We start from the raw sequence: 21,958 nt of genomic DNA on the forward strand, positions 1-21,958 counted from the left end.
TTGCAGCTCTTTTTATTAAAGGGGATGATAAAATGGGTTATACATATACAGTAATGAAGCAAGAAGAAGCGGAGGAAATTGCGTATAACTGGCATTATGAAGGTAAATATTCTTTTTATGATATAGAGGCAGATGAAGAAGATTTAGCTGAATTTTTACATGGTGAGAGTAGAGGAGATCATACATTTTCTGTGAAGCAAAATGGTATTCTCATTGGTTTTTTTACTGTTTGTAAAATGAATGATGGAACGGTTGATATAGGACTTGGAATGAGACCTGATATAACTGGCAATGGATTTGGTTTACAGTTCGTGAATGCTGGATTAGCTTTTAGCAAAGAAAAATACGGATGCAAATATATAACACTATCAGTAGCGACATTTAATGAGAGAGCGATAAAAGTGTATAAAAGGGCGGGATTTGAAGTGGTTGGAACGTTTATACAGAAAACAAATGGTAGTTGTTTTGAGTTTTTGAAAATGAACTACATATGTAAACGTGATTAAAAAACAGAGGGATCTTCTGTTTTTTTATTTTGATTTAGAAATATATGATACATATTTTTTTACTTGTTGTAATTGAGGGTTTTGAAATTTTGGTAAAGGATGTGTATGATAGAAGTTTAGTAGCGAATAGTAGGTTTAGCAAGGAAAGGTAGAGGTAGTATGATTACAATTAAAACAAAAAATGAAATAGATTTGATGCATGAATCTGGAAAATTACTTGCTTCATGTCATAAAGAAATTGCGAAAATGATAAAGCCAGGTATAACGACGCAAGAGATTAATACGTTTGTTGAAATGTATTTAAAAAAGCATGGTGCCACATCTGAACAGAAAGATTACAATGGTTATCCATATGCGATATGTGCATCTGTAAATGATGAAATGTGTCATGCGTTTCCGGCCGATGTTCCTTTAACTGAGGGTGATATTGTAACAATTGACATGGTAGTAAACTTAAATGGGGGTCTTTCAGATTCTGCTTGGACGTATAGAGTTGGAAAAGTTTCTGATGAAGCAGAAAAGTTGTTGCTAGTAGCTGAGAATGCTTTATATAAAGGGGTTGATCAGGCGGTAATCGGTAATCATGTAGGAGACATTGGCTATGCAATTGAAAGTTATGTAACAAATGAAGGTTTTTCTGTCGCAAGAGACTTTACGGGACATGGAATCGGTAAAGAGATTCATGAAGAACCAGCAATTTTTCATTTTGGGAAACAAGGACAAGGGCCTCAGTTACAAGAAGGAATGGTGATTACGATTGAGCCGATTGTCAATGTAGGTATGCGATATTCGAAAGTAGATTTAAATGGGTGGACTGCACGAACGATGGATGGGAAATTATCAGCTCAATATGAGCATACACTTGCGATTACAAAAGATGGGCCAATCATTTTAACGAAGTTGTAATTGGAAATGAAAGAGTTTACAAAACTCGAACGAAAATAGTAGTTTTTAAAAATTCGTACGTGTTTTTTCGATAAATGCTTTTCAAAGTATAAAAAGTGCGTTATAATCCTTCTATAAAATAAATAGTTAGCTACACTCATATAATCGCGGGGATATGGCCTGCAAGTTTCTACCGAAGTACCGTAAATACTTTGACTATGAGTGAGGACGAATATAATTGCTTGTTTGGCATTCTTTTTTGCGAAACTCCAAAAGCGCGTCTCTCACTTGTAACGAGTGGTGGCGGCTTTTGGAGTTTTTTTATTGCATAAGAGGGGGAACAAACATGAAAGTATTACAAGAAAAGATTTTGAATGAAGGAAAGGTTTTATCTGGTGACGTATTAAAGGTGGATGCATTTTTAAATCACCAAATTGATCCAGTACTTATGCAAGAAATCGGAAAAGAATTTGCTAAACGTTTTAAAGAAGAGAACATTACAAAAATCGTGACGATTGAATCTTCAGGCATTGCACCATCTGTTATGGCTGCATTAGAGCTTGGTGTAAAAGTAATCTTTGCAAGAAAACGTAAATCGTTAACGTTACAAGATAATATGTACGTTGCAAACGTATATTCATTTACAAAACAAGAAACAAATGAAATTTCATTATCTCGAAATCATATTGATGAAAATGATCGCGTGCTAATCATCGATGACTTTTTAGCAAACGGTCAGGCTGCTTTAGGTTTAATGAGTTTGGTAGAGCAAGCAGGAGCAAGTATTGCAGGAATTGGAATTGTTATTGAAAAAGCATTTCAAGATGGAGGAAAGAAGCTTCGTGAACAAGGCGTTCGTGTTGAATCACTAGCAGAAATTGCATCACTTGATAACGGCACAGTTACATTTGTACAGCAAGAAACTGTGGAGGTGAAATAAACGATGAAGCAGCATCCATTTAAAATTGCATCGCTTGGTATGCAACATATGCTTGCAATGTATGCTGGAGCAATTATCGTTCCGCTTATTGTGGGCGGTGGACTTGGTTTAAATCAAAAAGAATTAACATATTTAGTCTCAATTGATTTATTAATGTGCGGCGTTGCAACAATTTTACAAGCATTATCAAATCGCTTTTTCGGTATTGGACTTCCCGTTGTACTCGGTTGTACATTTACAGCCGTTGGACCGATGATTGCGATTGGAAAACAATACGGTGTGTCTTCTATTTATGGAGCAATTATTGCTGCTGGGTTATTCGTTGTTATTTTTGCGAAATTATTTGGAAAGCTTGTAAAACTATTTCCACCTGTTGTAACAGGATCTGTTGTTACTGTAATTGGAGTTACACTTGTTCCAGCAGCAATTAATGATATGGCTGGAGGAGTAGGAAGTAAGGATTTCGGTAGTCTTGAAAATTTAGCATTAGCATTTGGTGTGTTACTATTTATCATCATTATGTATCGTTTCTTTGATGGATTTATTCGTTCAATCTCTATTTTACTAGGTCTATTGTTCGGTACAATCGTTGCAGCGTTTATGGGGAAAGTAAGCTTGCAAGCGGTTGGAGAGGCTGATTGGTTCCATGGTATTCAACCATTTTACTTCGGTACACCAACATTTGAATTAACACCAGTTATTACGATGATTCTCGTCGCTTGTGTAGGGATTGTAGAAGCAACGGGTGTATACTTTGCATTATCTGATATTTGCAATAAAAAAATCGGTGAAAAAGAATTAACAAAGGGCTATCGAGCAGAAGGATTAGCGATGGTGTTAGGTGGTATTTTCAACGCGTTCCCATATACAACTTACTCTCAAAACGTAGGACTTGTTCAATTAACTGGAGTAAGAAATCGCGTTATTATTTATACTTGCGGTGGTATGTTAATCGTTCTTGGATTCATTCCTAAAATCGCAGCTATTACAACAATCATTCCGAAATCAGTACTTGGCGGTGCTATGCTCGCAATGTTCGGTATGGTAATGGCATATGGTATTAAAATGTTAAGTAGCGTTGATTTTGGCAAACAAGAAAACTTATTAATTGTTGCATGTTCTGTCGGAATTGGGCTTGGGGTTACAGTTGTTCCTACATTATTCTCACAACTTCCTGAAAACATTCGTATTTTAACAGATAACGGAATTGTACTTGGAAGTGCGTCAGCAGTACTTTTAAATATCGTATTTAATATGGTGCCGCAGCGTAAAGTGAAAGTAAAAGAAGAGCCGGTGTCTATGCAAAGTGCAGTAAGAGAAGCGTAAAAAAGCAAGGTCTCGTTATGAGACCTTGCTTTTCTTTTTAAGTGGCATCATTTTCCCGTAAGTACCAAGACGCCAAATGTACTCAAGTGGTCCGTATTGGTAATGTGAAAGCCACCAGCGGCTAATAAAGATTTGTAACGTGTAGAAACTAATGCAGAATAGTGGTCCAACCCATAGTGGAGCCAGATAATCATTTTTAAACAATAGCCCGAATACAAGTAATGTAACAATTGTATGCGAGATGTAATTTGTTAATGCCATTCGTCCAACGTATTGGAATGGACGTAATAACGTTTGCCATTTTTCTTTTTGTAATAAACGCATTAACGTGACAATGTAGAAGATGAACAATGTCTTTCCGCTTATCATCGTAATGCCCATAAGTGAAAATGGTGTGTATGGTTGATTGTTCATAAAGAAGTAAACCATAATAAACCACATCGGTAATGTTAAAATGAACATAATGATTTGCCATTTTTTAAGTTTTGGATCTAATTCCTTAGCACGGCGGAAAATGTCTTTTTTACCGGCATATAATCCGAGTAAAAACAATCCTAGTGTTTCAGGAAGCATAATAAGACTGTTACTTATTGCTTCAGAATAGAATGAATAGAATCTGTCTGTAATTTGTAAGCCCCAGTTTTCTAACGGCATAATGGCTATGGAAAGGCCTAGTTCATCTACCGGCACTAATAACATGACAAGAGAACCTAATAATGTGAACAATTGCATGAAACTTAATAGTACAATTGACCATATTAAAATAGTACGTGTCTTTCTTTTGTAAAATAAAAATAAGAAAAACCCGGTAATTGCATAAGTATGTAAAATGTCACCGTCCCATAAAAGAACGTAATGTAAGAACCCGAATAATAATAAGATAAGTAAGCGGCGAACAAACAAAGTTTTTGGACGATCGGTCTTCGCCTCAGCACGATTCATAAAAATATAAAAACCTAATCCGAATAAAAACGAAAAAATTGTATAAAATTTCGTTTGAATAAACATATCGTAAAATAGGCGAATATAGCTGTCTATCCCTTCGTAAATTCCTGTAATATCACGTGAGTCAACCCCGGCAATAATTGGCCAGTTAACAAGAAAAATACCTAATACAGCTATTCCTCTAATAATATCAATGGAGTGTATCCTCTCGCCTTGTGTGAGATTTCGTGTCATTTTTTTCCTCCTTGTTAAGTAATTCCCTTTTATTATACAAAATGTAAGATGGAGGGGATAGGGGATATTTCCATTTTTTTAAACTGTTAAGTTATGTAGGATGAGATATAATAAGAGTGCACAACAAGTTTTAACCTTTTTCAAAACAGGCAGTAAAGCTCCTTCTTATAAGGAGCTTTCTTTATGAAAAGTGTTGATAATGATTCTCTTTAATGATAAAATGTATTCAAAAGTGATAATCATTATCAAAAAAAGGTTGGTGCATGAGTATGGTATATGCATTAGTAGCAGGTACAGTTGCTGTATATGCAGTTATTGCAAAGTATGTTTTAAATGGAGTAGGAACAGCAAAATGAGTGATATGACATAAAATCCCTTTCATTTGTAAAAAGAATGAAAGGGATTTTTTATTTTTAATGAGAATATGCTGAAAATTTAGTATGATAGTAAAGTGAAACTGTAATCAATGGGTATGTGTAACTCTCACTGGTTATGAGCTCGCAATTAGCGGGGAAAAGTATATACATCTTGGATAAAGGGGAACAAGGGGATGACAAACATAGTACAGACAAACGGTATAAAAAAACTTGTTTGTTTTTATGAAGAGTGGCAAAAACACGGCGATGCAGAGAATAGCTTAAAGTTGTTTGAAGTAATTCAAAAATATAAACGAGAGCAGCTTATGATAGCGTTCTGCGGTCACTTCTCAGCAGGGAAATCAACGATGATGAATCATCTATATAAAGCGCAGTTGTTACCAACAAGTCCAATTCCGACAAGCGCTAACGTCGTTAAAATTGAAAAGGGATTTGATCGTGTTGTTGTAACAATTAAATCTGGAGAACAGTACGAATATGACGGTGCATATTCAGCAGAAGAATTAAAGCAAATTTGTAAAGATGGCGATGAGGTAATTGGTGTTCATATTTATCGGAATGATGCACCAATTCCTGAGGGTGTTATGTTAGTTGATACACCAGGGATTGACTCAACAGATGATGCCCATCAACTAGCGACAGAATCAACGCTACATCTAGCAGACGTAATTTTTTATATGATGGATTATAATCACGTCCAATCGGAAGTGAATTTGCAATTTGTTAAAGAATTGAAACAACGTAATAAAACGGTTTATCTCGTTGTAAATCAAATAGATAAACATAAAGAAAATGAATTATCATTTGAGGATTATAAAGATAGTGTGAAACAATCGTTCTCTAACTGGGATATTGAAGTAGATGGAGTTTATTATACGTCATTACGAATGATGAACCATCCACATAATGAAATTGGAAGCTTAGAAACATTAATTACTTCTATTATGAAAGAAAAAGAGCAGTATGTAAGAGAGGGAATGGAGCGAGAAACAGAACATTTAATGGGAGAACATTTCTCGTTTATTGTTTCTGAAAATGAAAAAGCTCTTTTGACATATGAGGAAGAGTTAGCATCACCGCTTTTGATTTCAGAAATAGTTGAAAAGAAAGAAGAGCTAACGGAAACTAAACACCGCGAGGCTAGTAAAGAATCTCATGTGAGAAACGAATTTATAAAAGGTTTACAAGCTATATTAGATAACGCGTATTTAATGCCATTTGAAATGAGAGAATTGGCAAATGCATATTTAGAAACGAAATTAACAAAGTTTAAAGTTGGTTTGCTATTTGCGAAAGGAAAGACGGAGCAAGAAAAACAAAGACGTGTAGAGGTGTTTTATTCTGCCCTTCAAAAGACTGTTGAAACGCAACTTGATTTTCATGTGAAAGAATTTATTGTAACCTTCTTAAAAGAAGAAGGATTGTTCACGGAGGAAATTGGGAAAGACATATATGCTTTAGAAATTGCTTTTGGACCAGAAATGTTAGCTGAAGTCATTAAACAAGGTGCAGGTTTCACAGGTGATTACTTACTTCTTTATACAGCGGATGTAGCGAATGAACTGAAGAAACGTTATTTTACAAAAGCACAGCAAATTTTTGATAAAAGTGCAGTTGTTTTAAAGCAAAAAGTGAAGGAAGCAGTTGCTCGTATGGAAGAAGAGATTGAAAAATATACGATGTTGCAAACGGCAAAAGAGACGGAATTACAATACAGTAACAATTTAGAGACATATGAAAGTTATTTACAAAATGTTTGGCACGAGCGTGTTGCTACACCAGAAGGATTGCAAATAGAGGAGATATTGCAACGTGAAAAACAAATTGTTAGTGAGAAATTCACACTACAAGAGCAGGAAATGGTAAATGATAACGTAGTGGCTCATGAAGAAGAGATAAAAGGAACGGCAGCTTTAAATATTCAGCGTATATTAGAGAAAGTGAAGAAAGCTGAAATGATATTAGAGCCATTGCCAGCGCTGAAACATGTACAGCAAGAGGTGATAGAAAAAAGGCGTCGTGTGGAAACGAAACAATTTACAGTAGCGTTATTCGGAGCTTTTAGTGCTGGGAAATCATCATTTGCCAATGCCTTACTTGGTGAGAAGGTACTTCCTGTATCACCAAATCCGACGACGGCAACGATTAATCAAATTTTGCCGGTTACAGAGGAAAAACCACACGGAACAGTAATGGTTCAATTCAAATCAAAGCAAGCTCTATTAGAAGATATGAAAGCTGTTTATAAGCTGTTTCATTATGAGATTACTACGTTAGATGAGGCGTTAGCACAAATTGATAAAGTTATGAAATATCCTTCACCGACTGGGAAGCAAAAAACAACATTTAGCTTTTTACGAGCGGTACAAAAAGGGTATGATGCAGTTTCTACTTATTTAGGAGAACAAGTACAAGTCACATTAGAAGAGTTCTCTGATTATGTAGCGAATGAAGAAAAATCATGCTTCGTTGAGTATATGGAGCTTTATTATGATTGTGCTTTAACAAGGCAGGGAGTAGCGCTTGTAGACACACCTGGAGCGGATTCTATTAATGCTCGCCATACGGATGTTGCATTCCAGTATATTAAAAATGCAGATGCTATTTTATTTGTAACATATTATAACCATGTATTCTCTCGTGCTGATCGTGAATTTTTAATTCAGCTTGGGCGTGTAAAGGATACTTTTGCCCTTGATAAAATGTTCTTCTTAATTAATGCGGCGGATTTAGCAGAGTCTGAAGAAGAACTTGAAATGGTAAAAGGTTATATCGCAGATCAGCTACTGCAATACGGTATTAGAAATCCGCGTTTATTTGCAATTTCAAGTTTATGTGCGCTTGAAGAGAAACAAGGAAAGAATGTTGAAAAAGAGAAGTATGGTATTTTACAAAACTCTGGAATTACTAAGTTTGAGGAATCATTTACGTCCTTTATGATGAGAGATTTAATGCTTGTTTCTGTGCATGCTCTATATGGTGCGTTGCAAGGGGCAGATCAACTTTTAGTAAACATGATAAATGGTGCAAAGCAGGGGAATGAAGAGAAAGAGAAGCAAACGAAAAAATATGAAGCAGAGCGTGATCAACTACTTCATATTATTTCATCATATAGTGTACTTGCTGAAGAACAGGCGATGCAAAATGAAGTGAAAGAGTTGCTTTATTACGTGCAACAGCGTCTATTCCTACGTTATAACGATGTGTTTACTGAATTTATTAATCCGGCGTCACTTCGAACGGATGGAAATGTGAAAACACAATTGCAACAGTGTGTTATGGAATTAGTAGCATTTATTCAGCATGATTTATTACAAGAAATGCGTGCGACATCATTACGTCTTGAAAAATGGATAGACGAAGCGATGAAGCGTGCAAAGGACGAAATTGTAGTGAACTGTAAAGTAGAAAATCAATCAATTTCTATGAATGGAACAGTTGAGTATGAATATAAAGATATTACACATAAAGAACCGTTCCCTTCAGTTGAAATAAAAGATTTCAAAAAAGCACTGGCACATTTTAAAAATGAGAAAAGCTTTTTTGAAAAGAATGACAAAGCTTTTATGCAAGAAGACGCTAAATCTGTATTAGAACCGCTTGTATCAAACTATGTAGCCGATGAAAAAGATTTATTTGTCCATCATTATAAGCAAGAATGGGATATGAAGTGGAACTTATTCCAAAAAGTGATGCAACAAGATGTAATGAACTATTATGAAAGTATATTGTTTGCATTGGCTGAAACGATCGATGCATCTCTATATGAACAAAGTAAAGAACAATTGCACAATCAGTTAGTAGAGATTGAAAAAGAAATTTATGTTATATAGTCGTTATGAGAAAAAGATTCGTTCAATTTTCTTTTGCAGTACAGTATCTAAAGATTTGACAAATCCAGCAAATTCATCGGTAGAAATCATATGAGTAAGAACGAGTCGTCTGCCATCTGGTGTTTCACCGCATAAGACGAATGAAGAAAATTCGTATGTTTTATTTTCAACTACTAATTTTGGATAGGAATACGTGTCGCTTTTCTTCTTCTTTCCATCAATAGAGATGACGTTGCATTTTTTCTCATTGTTGTCCATGGTGAATCCCTCCTTTCTATTATTTATGGTAGACAAGGAGGGTTTAGAACAATAGAGATGGGGGGATTTTTTATGTCTTTTGTAATAGAACGTATTTTAAAAGAGGCTATACCGAAGTCTTTATTGCTACTTGCTGATCCAAGTGAACGGCAAATAGCTATATATGTACAAAGAGGGTTAACATACGTAGCAAAGCAAGGGGGCAGCATCATCGGTGTGTATGTTCTTTTGGAAACAAGGCCGAAGACGATGGAAATCATGAATATTGCGGTTGCAGAGCATTTGCAAGGAAAAGGGATTGGGAAGAAGCTATTAAGGCATGCCGTAGAAACTGCTAAAGGATATGGTATGTCAAAACTTGAAATTGGTACAGGCAATTCTAGTGTTTCACAACTTGCTTTATATCAAAAATGTGGATTTCGTATTTTTTCTATTGATTTTGATTACTTTTCGAAGCATTATGAAGAAGAGATTATTGAAAATGGCATTGTATGCCGTGATATGATTCGGCTTGCAATGGAATTGAATTAGAACGTATAACTTATTTAGGGGGAAGAGAAGATGGAAGTACATAAAGCAATTACAGCACATTCTCGTAAACAAAATGAAAGTGTAAAAGCATGTTTACAATTAGATGCGCAGCGTGAAGCAGCTATTGAAGCAGCCGTATCTCTTGCGTCAAATGGGAAAGAATTTTCGGTTGATGTCATTAATGTTGTAACAAAGCAAATTAATGATCTTGCAAAAAATGGTGTTACCTTGCAGCGTAAATATGTTACAGAAGAAATGGTTATGGAGTATGTAAGTCGTTTACAAGAGAAAGAAGGTCGTTAAAGATGATAGTTACAGTCGAATGGTTACGTGAGCATATAGAAGATGAGAACGTCCGTGTAATCGATTGTCGTTTTGATTTAGCGAATCCTAATTGGGGTAGAGAAAAGTATGAAGAAGAACATATTCCTCATGCGTTATATTTTGATTTGAATTTAGATTTATCAAGTCCTATAGCAGAACATGGTGGCCGCCATCCGTTGCCAAGTATTGAAGAGTTTGCGGACAAGCTTTCGGAGGTTGGTATTGATGAACATACGACAGTAATTGCGTATGACAGTCAAGCTGGTGCAAATGCTGCTCGTTTATGGTGGTTATGTAACTATGTAGGACATGAGAAAGTATATATATTAGATGGTGGTTTCCCGGTTTGGAAAGAGAATGGACTACCGACAACAACGGAAATTCCTGTTGTTATACGAAAAACATTTAAAACAAACATACAAGATCATATGCTTGTATCGATGGAAACAGTAAGAGAGAATATCCAGGCAGGTGCAGATGTTACGTTAATTGATTCAAGAGAGCCAAAACGTTATGCTGGTGTAGAGGAACTTGTCGATCATAAAGCAGGACATATTCCGACAGCAACAAACTATTTTTGGAAGGATGGAATGTTGCAATCAGGACAATTTAAGAATGAAGCTGAGCAACAAGAACGATTCCAAAATCTGTCGAAAGATAAGGAAACCATTGTATATTGTGGTTCTGGTGTTACGGCATGTCCAAATATCATTGCGTTAAAATTGGCTGGATTCCAAAATGTTAAATTGTATGCAGGTAGCTGGAGTGATTGGATTTCTTATCCAGAAAATCAAATTGCAAAAGAAGAAGATTAATCACTTGCATGCAAAAATAATTTGTATTAAAATAAGGTCACAAGCAAGAGATTGCTCGAAAAACTTTGTATTTTACACATTGGAAACAATGTGATAATATAACGACAAGTAAATAATACATCCTGCGGTGTACGTAACTTATTTATGTCTAAAACCGATGTTAGTTATACGGAAGCTCAATATTTAGCGACCATCATCAAGCCTTCCTTGTGGAGGAAGATGTACGGTAACTGTGAGGGCATCCACCTGCGAGTAGCGGGTTTTTGGACATTTACGAGGAGCGGCACGTGCGGGGGTCTTATTTCAACTAACCTTATATAAAATTCCTACGGTGTACGTAGCTTATGCATGTCTTAAACCAATAAGTTTAATATGGAAGTTCAATATTTAAATGTAGCTAACATGCCATCTTTTTAAGAAGGAAGTTACAAACATTTGTGAGAGCATCCACCTGTGAGAGCAGGTTTATGGACATCTAGAGAGAACGGCATATGTGGGGCTATATAAAAACCTTACGTTTTATACGTAAGGTTTTTTTGTTGCATAGATATATCAATATTATCTTGATTCACCTGTGAAGTTTCCGTAATAAATGTAGCACTTTCTGTCTTCATCAATCTCTCTTGAATCCAAGGAGAATTCCATAGACATGCCGTCTCGCTGAATATATATAATATCTGAATGAAGAGATGGTAAAATTTCTTCGTAGTTCCATACATCTTGACTATCTACTAAGCTTGAACTCGTTTCACTTAGTTCTCTAATTTCAAAACCGATGTGGGAGTATGTAGGGTCTGAAGGGTCATTGGCGAAAACTTCTTTTTGAATATAAATAACCGCTGTTCCGTCTGGATCAACCGAAGTTGCAGTAACAACATAAGTATTTTTCTCTTTAATAAAATATTCACAAGTCATGCGTGCGATAATTTCAGAATTAGAAATATTGGCGTAGTTCCATAAAGCAGGATACCCTTTCGTTTCATCATTAAGTCGATATTCTAAGCGCATTTAATCCCTCTTCTTCCTTTTTCTTCTACTTTATCATGCCATCCTATATAATAGGAATAGAATTTAAAAAGGGGAGTGCGAAGGTGACAAAAACGAAATGGCTAGTAGGTGGTGTCGTAACGTCTTTAATGACTGGCACTTTATTTGGCTGCGCACAAGATCTTCCCCCAAAACCGAATGATAATAGTTGTTCTGATTGGGATTGGGATGATGAACTTGGGGTATGGCAGTGTGATGATAGTAGTTCAGGTTATCGTGGGCATTATTTCTATGGTGGGCGATACTATCAAAATAAATCCACTTTTAAAAATTCATCGGCATTTAAATCGTATCAATCGTCTGCTGAATTTAAAGGTGGAATTGGAAGCGGTTCAAAGGGAGGATTTGGGGGCTAAAATATGTCGCAATACATAAGGGATCGAAAAGAATTTTATTTAAAATATCCGAATTTTTGGTCGGATTTATATGAATGTGAGTATAGTTTGTTTCATGTTTTTTCTATAACAAATCAGACTTTGGACCAATTACACTTAGCGACTGAACGAATGGGGAAAATATTTTTTAAGACTGCTAGACTGCTGCGTAATTTAAGTGACGAACAGCTTCTAGATCTTGGCTTTCCATCCGCGAGTTTATCATTCATTAGAATGAAAGGGATTTATCCTGAATCTGTAATTTCGCGATTTGATTTTGCTGTAACAGAGGATAATAAAATCAAAATGCTTGAGTTTAATAGTGATACACCAACTTTTATTGTGGAATGTTTTCAAATGAATGGGAAAGTATGTGAAAATCTAGGCTATGATGATCCAAACTCGGATCAAGAACGATTGCTATCTTCTGGTGTAACGAAAGCAGTAATGGAAGCGACAAAGGGATTAGATAATCCAAATGTTGTTTTTACAGCACATCATGAACATATCGAGGATTGGAATACCACTATGTATTTAAGTCAGCTATGCCATGTTGAAAATAAAGTAGTGCCAATGTCAGAACTTAGAATTACAAAGGATGCTCTAGTCGATAAAGATGGGGCGAAGATTGATGTTTTATATCGCCAAACATATCCGATAGAAGATTTAATTGAGGATCAAGATCCTGAAACAGGAGATTTGGTAGGTGTGGAACTGTTACAACTTGTAAAAGCCGGAAAGCTTTTTATAATAAATCCTTTGTCAGCATTTTTACTTCAGCCAAAATCAATTCAGTGTCTTATTTGGGGGTTAGCAGAAGAAGAGGTCTTTTATACAAATGAGGAACAACAGTGGATTAAAGAATATATGTTACCTACATATTTAGAACCAGATTTATTTTTAGGAAAAGGTTCTTTCGTTCAAAAACCTTCATTTGGGAGAGAAGGAGATACAATTACGATTCGCGATAAAGACGAAAATATTATGCTTCAAAATGCACAGGAAACGTATAAAGCGTCACTGCCGATATTTCAAAAGTATACCGAACTGCCAGTCGTATCCTTGGAAACAGAAAAAGGGATCGAGAAACTGTCATATGTGTTTGGTTCGTTTTTAATTGCTGGAAAAGCGAGTAGTATCGGTATTCGTGCGGGAGAAAAGATTACAGGAAATGAATCGTACTATTTACCGGTAGGTATAAAAAGGAGGGGAAAAAATGATTAATTTTTTATTATATTTAGCAGTAACACTCGGCCTTTTATGTATAGGTCTGTTCTTGATGGAAGTGACAACGAAAGTAAAGGAATTTAAGTTAATGGCTCAAGGAAATAAGGCGGTAAGCTATGTGCTTGGAGGACGATTACTTGGGTTAGCTGTTGTTTTATATTCGACAGCAGCTAATTCAATTTCACTTCTTGATATGATTTCGTGGGGAGCAGTTGGGATTTTGGCTCAAATTATCGTCTTTTATTTAGCTGAGTGGCTTACACCACGCTTTAATATAAACAAAAGTCTCGAAGAAGATAATCAAGCAGTCGGTCTTTTTCTTATGTTTTTATCGCTTTCGATTGGGATTGTAATCGCTGGTTGTATAACTTATTAAAAACTTTACGTTTAAACGTAAAGTTTTTTATTTTATCCCGCTATTTGCCGGGCAGCCCGATTGGTGAGGGCTAATAATCAGTGGGGGATGAACAAAACCCCCACTGATTAAAGTTTCACTTTATATACGTTAGTTTGCCATACCTTTTGAAAAAATTGTAGGCTACTGTTGACATCTATTTTAAATAAGAGTAACATTTTCAATGTAATGAAAATAAGTCTCTGTTAGGTGAGGCTCCTGTATAGAGAAATGCTACTGCCCAAAAATGTCGAGAGACGCCAATGGGTCAACAGGAATGATCGAATTAAGGTTTTTCTTAACGTAGCTGGTAATGTACCTATGCTATACAGTGCTAAAACTCGGTGAGGGAGAGGTCCGTAGATTTCTAATTATATTAGAAATCGTTTATTTGTGTATGTAATGGCCACTACTCTCTTAAGGGTAGGGGTCTTTTTTGTTACCAAGCTATGAGTAATTTCATAGTATAAACTATAAAATTAAACGAGGAGGTGAGGAGCATGTCAAATTCTGACTCGGTTCCGTTACCCATATACTTCAAATCAAAAATATATGATGTAGGCAGGAAACGATTTGTTCCTCCCTCTATATTTATCACAATGTAGCGTTTATAAAGCGCTAGACACTTTCACAGTAAAGTGGATAAATTGAGAAACAAAGCGTTTCTTCCTATGTTGTAAAGGAGGAGACGATAATATGTTATATGCAAACAAAACTGTGGGTAACACGTCATATAAACTAAATAAAAAATCAATAAAAGAACAAACAATGCTCCAAAAAAATAAAGATTTATTAATTGAAATTGCAACAAGAGATGTAAAATCTGTATTTGCATATTTTAAAACAACAAGAGACGGACTATCAATGAAAGAGGCGCAAAAACGTATTCAAGTATATGGCCGAAATGAACTAACTTCAAAAAGAGCAATTCTTGCAGAAGTAATGATGAAGCTTGGTGGCATGATTCCAGGTTTTTCAAAACAACGTGTGTGTGATGAATTACAACGTGAAACGATTACTGTATCTAGAGTAGAATGTTCTAGTAGTACAGGGCTAAATAGTGAACTGAAAATGATGGAGATACCAGTGCAAGAACTTGTACCTGGAGATATGATTTTTCTTTCGGCTGGAGATGCTGTGCCAGCTGATGTACGTATTATTTATGCAGATGATTTATTAGTGAATGAGTCTGTGTTAACGGGAAACGAAGCGAGTATAGAGAAGTTTGAAAGCTGCTATCACCTTGAACGTAAACGATTTATTCCATTAAAACGGATGAAAGATTATAATCCACTTGAGCTTGAAAATGTATGTTTTAAAGGTTCACATATCGTTAGTGGAAGTGCAAAGGCTGTCGTTGTTTCTACTGGAAAAAATACGTATTCAGGCATATTGCATACTTGTTGTAGTAGAACGTCTTAATGTGTTAATGGTGCTAAATATACAAAAACAATGTATAATAGACAAAGTTGAGCAAAAACGTAGAATGGTAATCTATTTATATAACCTTACGTGATAACGTGAGGTTATTATTTTTTTAATAGGAGAGGAATTATGAAAAAAGTATTATTAGTTGATGGTATGGCACTATTATTTCGTGCTTTTTACGCAACAAGTGTCTACGGACAATTTATGAAACGACAAGATGGAACCCCTACGAATGGGATTCATGGTTATATGAAACACTTGTTAACAGCTACGCAAGCGATTGAACCAACACATATCGTTACATGCTGGGATATGGGAAGTACGACATTTAGAACAGAATCGTTCTCGAATTATAAAGCAAATCGTGCAGCGCCACCAGAAGAATTAATTCCTCAATTTGATTTAGTGCAAGAAATGACTGCGAAATTATCCATTCCAGTTATCGGTATGAAAGGCTACGAAGCGGACGATTGTATCGGTACGCTTGCAAAACAATACTGCAATGAAGCTGAAGTTTATATTTTAACTGGTGATACAGATTTACTTCAACTTGTTGATAAGAACGTTACGGTTATGCTTCTGCGTAAAGGAATTGGAAATTACGAATATTACACACCGGAGAAAATCATGGAAGAAAAAGGTGTAGAGCCTTGGCAAATCGTCCATGCAAAAGCTTTCATGGGAGATACAAGTGATAATTATCCAGGTGTAAAAGGTATCGGTGAAAAAACAGCGTATAAGCTTATTCAAGAGCACGGAACAGTATCCGCTGTACTAGAAAATGTAGAATCATTAACAAAAGCGCAGCGTACGAAGATTGAAAGTGATTTAGAGAACTTAAATATTTCGTTGCAATTAGCACAAATTCACTGTGAAGTTCCAATTTCATGTATACTAGAAGAGGGATTACACACAATGGATGAAGAAAAACTTAGATTTGTTTGTGAAGAAATGAATTGGGGAAGACCTGAAATATTAATAAATATGCTATAAATAGTTTGGAAAGAGGGATGTTGCATAAGTCGAAATTTGACTTGGTGACACCTTCTTTTTGTTTTTGTAAACAGTATTATAGTAAATAAAATTATGTCGAACTCAATTTTAAATATATAAATGTTTCGACAAGATATAATGATAAAAGTTGATGGGAATAGTAATTTTTATAATGAAGTGAATTAATTTCAACATAGTTTTAGAGAGTCTTTTTTTCGTGTTCACAAAGTTGTCAGAAAATAAACGGAATTTTCATATGAAGTTCAAATAGAATTCACAACAATCAATTATTATAAGGACACACAGATAATTCTTTATCTTTTATATAAACCATCCCCCAAGGAGGACAATGAAAATGAGAAAAAAAGTGAGAAAATCTTTTAAACAATTATTAATTGAAAATAAACAATCACTATTAAATAATAAAGAAAATATGAAAGAAATTGAAGAGAGAATTGAGAAACGACATGTAGCATATAGTGGTGCCAGTAATTAAATAAAATAAAAAAAGATAGCCTATATAGGCTATCTTTTTTATTTTATATTGAAAAAACGCTATTCATCTCTTTAATTTTGTAAATATGCAAGAAATTTTTATAGTGTTTTTCTATCAATATTACTCATTTTTCGAGGTTGAAATTGGTATATACCAATTTTTGAGATTCGCTATTCATAATATTACAAAAAATGTTACAATACACTCAAATTTATACTATAAAATCATTTTAATATGAAAAATTGGAATGAAAAGAAAGGAGAGGAATATGAATAAAGATGTCGCTTTGAAATGATTATTATCATTTCATTAGGAGTTGATGTAAAAAGATGAAGAGATACGAAGAATTGGATTCTATAAGAGGGATTTCTTCATTAATAGTAATGATCGGTCATCATTTAATGATTTTTTCAGCATTTCAAAATTACAGTTATGAAGATAATAAACCATTTGTTGTGTATCTATTAAAAGAAACGCCTGCTCGTCTTATTTTTAGTAGTGGTAACGAATCTGTTATTATCTTTTTTGTTTTGAGCGGATTTGTTTTGTATGAATCTATTCAAAAAACCTATAGTAGCTATGGGGCATACCTTTTAAAACGTATATGCAGAATATATATTCCTTATATTGTGGCAATAATTATAGCTATTATATGCCAGGCTACAATTAGTGAATATGGTATTTCTTATTTAAGTGAATGGTTTAATCGCTCATGGACGATTGAAAGTTCTCCAAGCTTAATAGCGCAACATATTTTATTGGTTGGGAAATATAATACAGATGCATATAACGGTGTGATTTGGTCACTTGTCCATGAAATGCGAATATCAATAATTTTTCCGTTAATTTTGATGATTTGTTTACGAAAAACGTTAAGGTGTTCATTACTATTATTGTTTAGTTTTAGTATATGTTCTGTCGTAATATTATTTTTGTTTCGCTCGGGCTTAACATTAACAAGCTATGCATTAACGTTGCATTATACGGTGCTGTTTTTATTGGGGGCACTAGTTGCGAAGTATAAAAATAATTTAATAGTTTTTTATAGTAATTGTACTAAAAACACGAAAATTGCATGGTTTTTATTTGCGATTTTACTTTTTATGTATGAAGGACTTATTGGAGAAATTAAAGTACTCAATAATTTTATATTTCGAGACTACGTAGTGGCGATAAGTGCAAGTCTATTTGTCATATTAAGTTTGTCAATATCAACTTTGTCATCCTTGCTACGCAATAAATACTTGTTATATTTGGGGAAGATTTCTTACAGTCTTTATTTATACCATATTATATCGTTGTTTTCCCTTATATACATGTTCCATGAAATATTACCGTTGCCTATTATTTTAATTTTTTCACTTATATTTTCGTTTATACTTGCAATACTTTCGTATATATATGTAGAAAAATTTGCATTCAGAGTCGGAAAGTATGTAACAAAACAAGTGGATAGAAAGAAGAGAGGGGTATCTGTAAAGAGTGACTTGCAGGATGTTATTCAGAAAAGGGCGGTGAAATAATTGAAGCAAGAAATGAGTATAAAAGATTTTCAACAATTATTGAAAAGAAGATTCGTAACGATTATTTTAACGATGTGTTGTTTAACCGCTTCTTTAGTTCTTATCTCTATGTATGTTTTAAAGCCGTCATATCAATATTCAACGCAAATTCTTGTTGGGAATTTAGATGAGTTTAATAAGGAAAATTCAACAAATAAAACACAAGAAAATAAGCAACTAGTAACATCGTATGTTGATATTTTAAAAAGCCCATTAATTATTTCAACAGTCAAAAAAACTTTGAAATTAGAGCAATCAAGTTATGAATTAGCACAAAAAATCTCGGTAGTGAATACGGACAATTCACAAATTGTAACTGTTACAGTAAAAGATTCTAATCCGAAAGTCGTGAAAGACATTGTAAAGACATTGGCAGAGCAATCACAACAAAGTTTTCAACAGTACACAAATGTACAAGGTGTGAAAGTGTTGACGGATCCTGAGTTACAGGAACAGGCTGAAAAATTGTTTCCGAAATTTCAACTGATCATTCCTATTTCTTTAATTGTTAGTTTTTTTGTTGGGATAGGTTTAGCTGTATTTCGAGATTATTTTGATGAACGTATATACACGGAACAAGATTTAGAGAAAATAACAACAGTCTCTGTTATTGGTCACATAAATGTGAAACCGAATAGAAAACAGAAATCTACAGAGATTGATAAACAATCATCTATATATCGAGGTGAACATGTCGATGTTTAGAACAAAGAAACAGCTGCCATTCGATTTGCATGATGATTTGATGAAAGAGCAGTTTTATACGGTGTATCACAAGCTGAAAAAATCTGGAAAACAACTATTCACAGTTAGTTCAACGAAGGACAGAGGGGTTGTTGCCTCACTTATAGTAAATATGGGTCTAGTGTTTGCAGAAATGAAGAAAAAGGTGTTACTTATTGATGTGAATTTTTCTGACCCTAAATTACATGTATTATTACAAAGTGATCACATGATAACCGTAAACGATATAATAAGCTCTTTCCCCTGCAATTATGAATCTTTTTCTAGTAATTTGTCTAAATACTTATATTGTATTCCTGCAAAAAAAACAGTACACACAGGGACGCCCTTAGTTGCTATGGATGAATTTGATAATGCGATTGCTAAGTGGAAAGAAGACTTTGATTACATTTTCTTTTATTCTTCTGAAGTATTTGATCTTCCTGCTACGCACATTATTGCAGAGAAATGCGATGGAATGGTCTTAGCAGTTAAAAAGCGAAAAGATTCACTACGTACAGTGCAAAAAGTAATAGCGGATATAAATAGGAAAGAATGTGAATTAATAGGTATAATTTTATATTCTTGAATGTGGGGGTAACGATCCATGATTCGTGAAACAAATCAAGCCAAGTTGTATACGATTCCGGCTCAAGAAAAGCCTAGCATATTGAATCGAAGTGTAAAACGCTTGTTTGATATTATATTTTCAATCATATTGTTACTATTAACGATACCAATTATGTTGTTCTTTTGTATTATGATTACTTTAGAAACATCAGGGGCTCCAATTTACTTTCAAGAACGTTTAGGTATAAACGGGAAGAAGTTTAATGTATTTAAATTAAGATCAATGGTAAAGGATGCTGAAATAAATGGCCCACAATGGGCAAAAGAACATGATTCAAGAATTACAAAAGTTGGATTGTTTATAAGAAAAACGAGAATTGATGAATTACCACAACTTTTAAATATTTTAAGAGGAGATATGTCTTTTGTAGGCCCTAGACCAGAGAGAGAGTTTTTTTATAATGAGTTTGATACGTTTATTCCAGAATTTAAGGATCGTTTAATGGTAAAACCAGGATTAACAGGATGGGCACAAATAAATGGAGGATATAATCTTGATCCAAAGGAAAAGTTGAGGCTGGACATGGAGTATATTGAAATGAAAACATTTCGGCTGGACATCCGTATTTTATGTAAAACCGTTTTAATTGTATTGAACGGTAATGGTGCAAGATAAATATATATGTAAACAAACAACATATGTAAGTAGGTTACTTGCAAAGGAGAACTTGTATGGGTAGATCTATTCTAAACAATATTATCCATCTATTTTATAGTACGATTTTAGCTAACCTTCTTCAGGCCGTCAGTTTAATTGTTTTAGCAAACTTTTTTAACGCACAACATTATGGGATGTTTAGTGTTGCCATAGCAGTGACGTTTGTTATGTTATTTTTTACAGACTTAGGACTTAGTAATACGTTTCTTCGAGAAGGGGCAAAGGATGGAGCAGATTTAGAGAAGATTTTATCATCGTATATAAAAATAAGGATGATTCTACTTATTCTTATTTCTATAATCGGTTATATTGTTATTCATTATATGTATGCGGATAAAAATTTAATTTATATGATGATAAACGTAATGTTTTTCATGTTAATAGGATTAACTTGGCAAAACATAGGAATTGCCTATTTTCAACTGACGGAACGTATGAAGTATATAGCGCTCATTAAAGTTGTATCAGCATCGGTTGTCATTATAATTACATGTTTTTGTATTTTCGGAGAGTTACCGGTGTATGTAACGGCTCGCTTATATGCTTTTGGGTATATGATCGGTGGTTTATTCAGTATATATATCATGAGAAGAAAGACGAAAATGAATATGAAAGTCGTAATTCATAAAGCTTTATTTTGGCAATTAACTCCCTTTATTATTAGCGGTTTTTTAATAATGAGTACGCCACAATTAGCACCTATCTTGCTTAACTATACATTGCCATTAAGTATGGTAGGTGTTTTTGCAGTGGCGTACCGGATGCCGGCAGCTTTATATCAAGTACCAGGGGTAATTGCAGGTGCATTTTTTCCAGTGCTCTTTAAGCATTATAACCAGAATAATATAGAAGAGCATACGAAATTAAATTTGCTTCAAATTAAATCAATGGCGATTGTAGGAATATGTATGACGATCGGTTTATATCATTTAGCACCATACTTTATTTCTATATTTTTTCATGAAGAATGGAGCAATGCAGTAGAGCCACTCCAAATATTATCATTTCTTATTGTGCTACAAAGTTTAAATATTGCTATTGCTGACGGTTTAACGACGAGTGGATGTCAAAATAAGAGAACTGTTGTGCAGTGTGTAGCATTGGTGATAGGTGGGGTTATGCTTTATAGCTTTAGTAGTCTTGGTGGAGTGATAGGATCGGCATACGCTATGGTTTTATTTGAAATAGTCGCTTTAGTGGGATATATAGCGGTAAGTGTAGTGAAGAAAAAAATTGTATTCCAAATTGTAATACCGTATACAATTTATTTTGGTGTAACCTTTATTGGAGTTCAATATATATTGCATACATATCATTTAATTGCGCTTGTTCTTAATATACTAATTGTAGTAGCTGTCATATTCCTATATGATTATGAGCTAAAAAAACTTCTTCTTTCTTTTATAAGAAAAATACGCAAAAAGGATTATATTACGAAACAGGGGATATAGC

Annotated in this window: 22 protein-coding genes, 2 other RNA genes and 2 riboswitches; of the genes, 21 read left to right on the top strand and 3 right to left on the bottom strand. The window is 34.4% G+C overall.

The genetic code is table 11. The annotated features are described in order from the left end of the window. Positions 1 to 32: 32 nt before the first annotated feature. The 4 genes from H6481_RS05005 to pbuX all read left to right on the top strand — a co-directional run bounded on the left by H6481_RS05005 (position 33) and on the right by pbuX (position 3,657). Complete coding sequence (locus tag H6481_RS05005; protein WP_053564873.1) at positions 33 to 506, top strand: GNAT family protein; 474 nt, start codon at positions 33 to 35, stop codon at positions 504 to 506. Positions 507 to 665: 159 nt separating this feature from the next. Beyond that, complete coding sequence (locus tag H6481_RS05010) at positions 666 to 1,412, top strand: type I methionyl aminopeptidase (protein ID WP_044307511.1); 747 nt, start codon at positions 666 to 668, stop codon at positions 1,410 to 1,412. A gap of 116 nt (positions 1,413 to 1,528) precedes the next feature. Continuing rightward, positions 1,529 to 1,630, top strand: a riboswitch (purine riboswitch). 107 nt (positions 1,631 to 1,737) lie between these two features. Further along, positions 1,738 to 2,331, top strand: a complete 594-nt coding sequence (locus tag H6481_RS05015; RefSeq protein WP_063546939.1) for a xanthine phosphoribosyltransferase — start codon at positions 1,738 to 1,740, stop codon at positions 2,329 to 2,331. Positions 2,332 to 2,334: 3 nt separating this feature from the next. Next, entirely contained in the window at positions 2,335 to 3,657 is a 1,323-nt protein-coding gene (gene pbuX, locus H6481_RS05020) for a xanthine permease PbuX (protein WP_000809230.1), read from the top strand. Between the two features lie 15 nt (positions 3,658 to 3,672). Here pbuX and H6481_RS05025 read toward each other — a convergent pair whose 3' ends face one another. Then, positions 3,673 to 4,836 (bottom strand): DUF418 domain-containing protein, encoded by a 1,164-nt coding sequence (locus tag H6481_RS05025; protein WP_182811113.1) that lies wholly within the window; start codon positions 4,834 to 4,836, stop codon positions 3,673 to 3,675. Between the two features lie 550 nt (positions 4,837 to 5,386). Here H6481_RS05025 and H6481_RS05030 point away from each other — a divergent pair. Further along, complete coding sequence (locus H6481_RS05030; protein WP_182811115.1) at positions 5,387 to 9,046, top strand: dynamin family protein; 3,660 nt, start codon at positions 5,387 to 5,389, stop codon at positions 9,044 to 9,046. A gap of 3 nt (positions 9,047 to 9,049) precedes the next feature. On the opposite strand, the gene H6481_RS05035 is transcribed toward H6481_RS05030, so the two are convergent. Then, entirely contained in the window at positions 9,050 to 9,304 is a 255-nt protein-coding gene (locus H6481_RS05035) for a DUF3931 domain-containing protein (RefSeq protein ID WP_000369740.1), read from the bottom strand. 72 nt (positions 9,305 to 9,376) lie between these two features. Between H6481_RS05035 and H6481_RS05040 the strand changes: the two genes are divergently transcribed. The 5 genes from H6481_RS05040 to ssrS (H6481_RS05060) all read left to right on the top strand — a co-directional run bounded on the left by H6481_RS05040 (position 9,377) and on the right by ssrS (H6481_RS05060) (position 11,478). After that, the gene (locus H6481_RS05040; RefSeq protein ID WP_000011410.1) at positions 9,377 to 9,835 is read left to right on the top strand and encodes a GNAT family N-acetyltransferase; all 459 of its coding nucleotides are present in this window, start codon (positions 9,377 to 9,379) and stop codon (positions 9,833 to 9,835) included. A 30-nt stretch (positions 9,836 to 9,865) separates the two neighbouring features. Further along, positions 9,866 to 10,138 carry a YpbS family protein gene (locus tag H6481_RS05045; protein ID WP_000451820.1) on the top strand — a complete coding sequence of 91 codons (273 nt, stop codon included), beginning with the start codon at positions 9,866 to 9,868 and terminating at the stop codon, positions 10,136 to 10,138. Between the two features lie 2 nt (positions 10,139 to 10,140). Continuing rightward, positions 10,141 to 10,974, top strand: coding sequence for a sulfurtransferase (locus tag H6481_RS05050; RefSeq protein WP_089170718.1), 834 nt, complete (start codon positions 10,141 to 10,143; stop codon positions 10,972 to 10,974). 116 nt (positions 10,975 to 11,090) lie between these two features. Next, positions 11,091 to 11,273, top strand: a non-coding RNA gene (ssrS, locus tag H6481_RS05055) — 6S RNA. Positions 11,274 to 11,294: 21 nt separating this feature from the next. Next, positions 11,295 to 11,478: non-coding RNA, 6S RNA (ssrS, locus tag H6481_RS05060), on the top strand. Between the two features lie 54 nt (positions 11,479 to 11,532). Here the strand turns inward: ssrS (H6481_RS05060) and H6481_RS05065 are convergent. Continuing rightward, positions 11,533 to 11,982, bottom strand: a complete 450-nt coding sequence (locus H6481_RS05065) for a hypothetical protein (protein ID WP_001235522.1) — start codon at positions 11,980 to 11,982, stop codon at positions 11,533 to 11,535. A gap of 83 nt (positions 11,983 to 12,065) precedes the next feature. Here H6481_RS05065 and H6481_RS05070 point away from each other — a divergent pair, with 83 nt between their 5' ends. The 11 genes from H6481_RS05070 to H6481_RS05120 all read left to right on the top strand — a co-directional run bounded on the left by H6481_RS05070 (position 12,066) and on the right by H6481_RS05120 (position 21,957). Beyond that, positions 12,066 to 12,377 (top strand): hypothetical protein, encoded by a 312-nt coding sequence (locus H6481_RS05070; protein ID WP_000169030.1) that lies wholly within the window; start codon positions 12,066 to 12,068, stop codon positions 12,375 to 12,377. Positions 12,378 to 12,380: 3 nt separating this feature from the next. After that, positions 12,381 to 13,619 (top strand): glutathionylspermidine synthase family protein, encoded by a 1,239-nt coding sequence (locus tag H6481_RS05075; protein WP_000084934.1) that lies wholly within the window; start codon positions 12,381 to 12,383, stop codon positions 13,617 to 13,619. Continuing rightward, positions 13,612 to 13,998, top strand: coding sequence for a DUF350 domain-containing protein (locus tag H6481_RS05080; protein WP_000606862.1), 387 nt, complete (start codon positions 13,612 to 13,614; stop codon positions 13,996 to 13,998). The genes H6481_RS05075 and H6481_RS05080 overlap by 8 nt, the downstream gene beginning before the upstream one ends. A 213-nt stretch (positions 13,999 to 14,211) precedes the next feature. Next, positions 14,212 to 14,375, top strand: a riboswitch (M-box (ykoK) riboswitch). 337 nt (positions 14,376 to 14,712) lie between these two features. After that, entirely contained in the window at positions 14,713 to 15,438 is a 726-nt protein-coding gene (locus H6481_RS05085; protein ID WP_000964944.1) for a cation-transporting P-type ATPase, read from the top strand. Between the two features lie 132 nt (positions 15,439 to 15,570). Further along, entirely contained in the window at positions 15,571 to 16,437 is an 867-nt protein-coding gene (locus H6481_RS05090) for a 5'-3' exonuclease (RefSeq protein ID WP_023521526.1), read from the top strand. Between the two features lie 355 nt (positions 16,438 to 16,792). Next, the gene (locus H6481_RS05095) at positions 16,793 to 16,933 is read left to right on the top strand and encodes an FbpB family small basic protein (RefSeq protein WP_001228048.1); all 141 of its coding nucleotides are present in this window, start codon (positions 16,793 to 16,795) and stop codon (positions 16,931 to 16,933) included. 329 nt (positions 16,934 to 17,262) lie between these two features. Beyond that, positions 17,263 to 18,456, top strand: coding sequence for an acyltransferase (locus H6481_RS05100; RefSeq protein ID WP_065482956.1), 1,194 nt, complete (start codon positions 17,263 to 17,265; stop codon positions 18,454 to 18,456). Beyond that, positions 18,457 to 19,200, top strand: coding sequence for a Wzz/FepE/Etk N-terminal domain-containing protein (locus tag H6481_RS05105; protein WP_000807062.1), 744 nt, complete (start codon positions 18,457 to 18,459; stop codon positions 19,198 to 19,200). Then, positions 19,187 to 19,807 carry a CpsD/CapB family tyrosine-protein kinase gene (locus H6481_RS05110; protein ID WP_182811117.1) on the top strand — a complete coding sequence of 207 codons (621 nt, stop codon included), beginning with the start codon at positions 19,187 to 19,189 and terminating at the stop codon, positions 19,805 to 19,807. Before H6481_RS05105 ends, H6481_RS05110 begins: the two co-directional genes overlap by 14 nt. Before the next feature lie 18 nt (positions 19,808 to 19,825). After that, positions 19,826 to 20,464: a sugar transferase gene (locus tag H6481_RS05115; RefSeq protein ID WP_000617645.1), complete on the top strand. Its 639-nt coding sequence runs from the start codon at positions 19,826 to 19,828 to the stop codon at positions 20,462 to 20,464. A 56-nt stretch (positions 20,465 to 20,520) separates the two neighbouring features. Next, positions 20,521 to 21,957, top strand: a complete 1,437-nt coding sequence (locus H6481_RS05120) for an oligosaccharide flippase family protein (protein ID WP_063546948.1) — start codon at positions 20,521 to 20,523, stop codon at positions 21,955 to 21,957. The last annotated feature ends 1 nt before the right edge of the window (position 21,958 follow it).

The sequence above is a fragment of the Bacillus sp. ME78 genome (assembly GCF_903970865.1).
GTDB classification, from domain to species: domain Bacteria; phylum Bacillota; class Bacilli; order Bacillales; family Bacillaceae_G; genus Bacillus_A; species Bacillus_A cereus.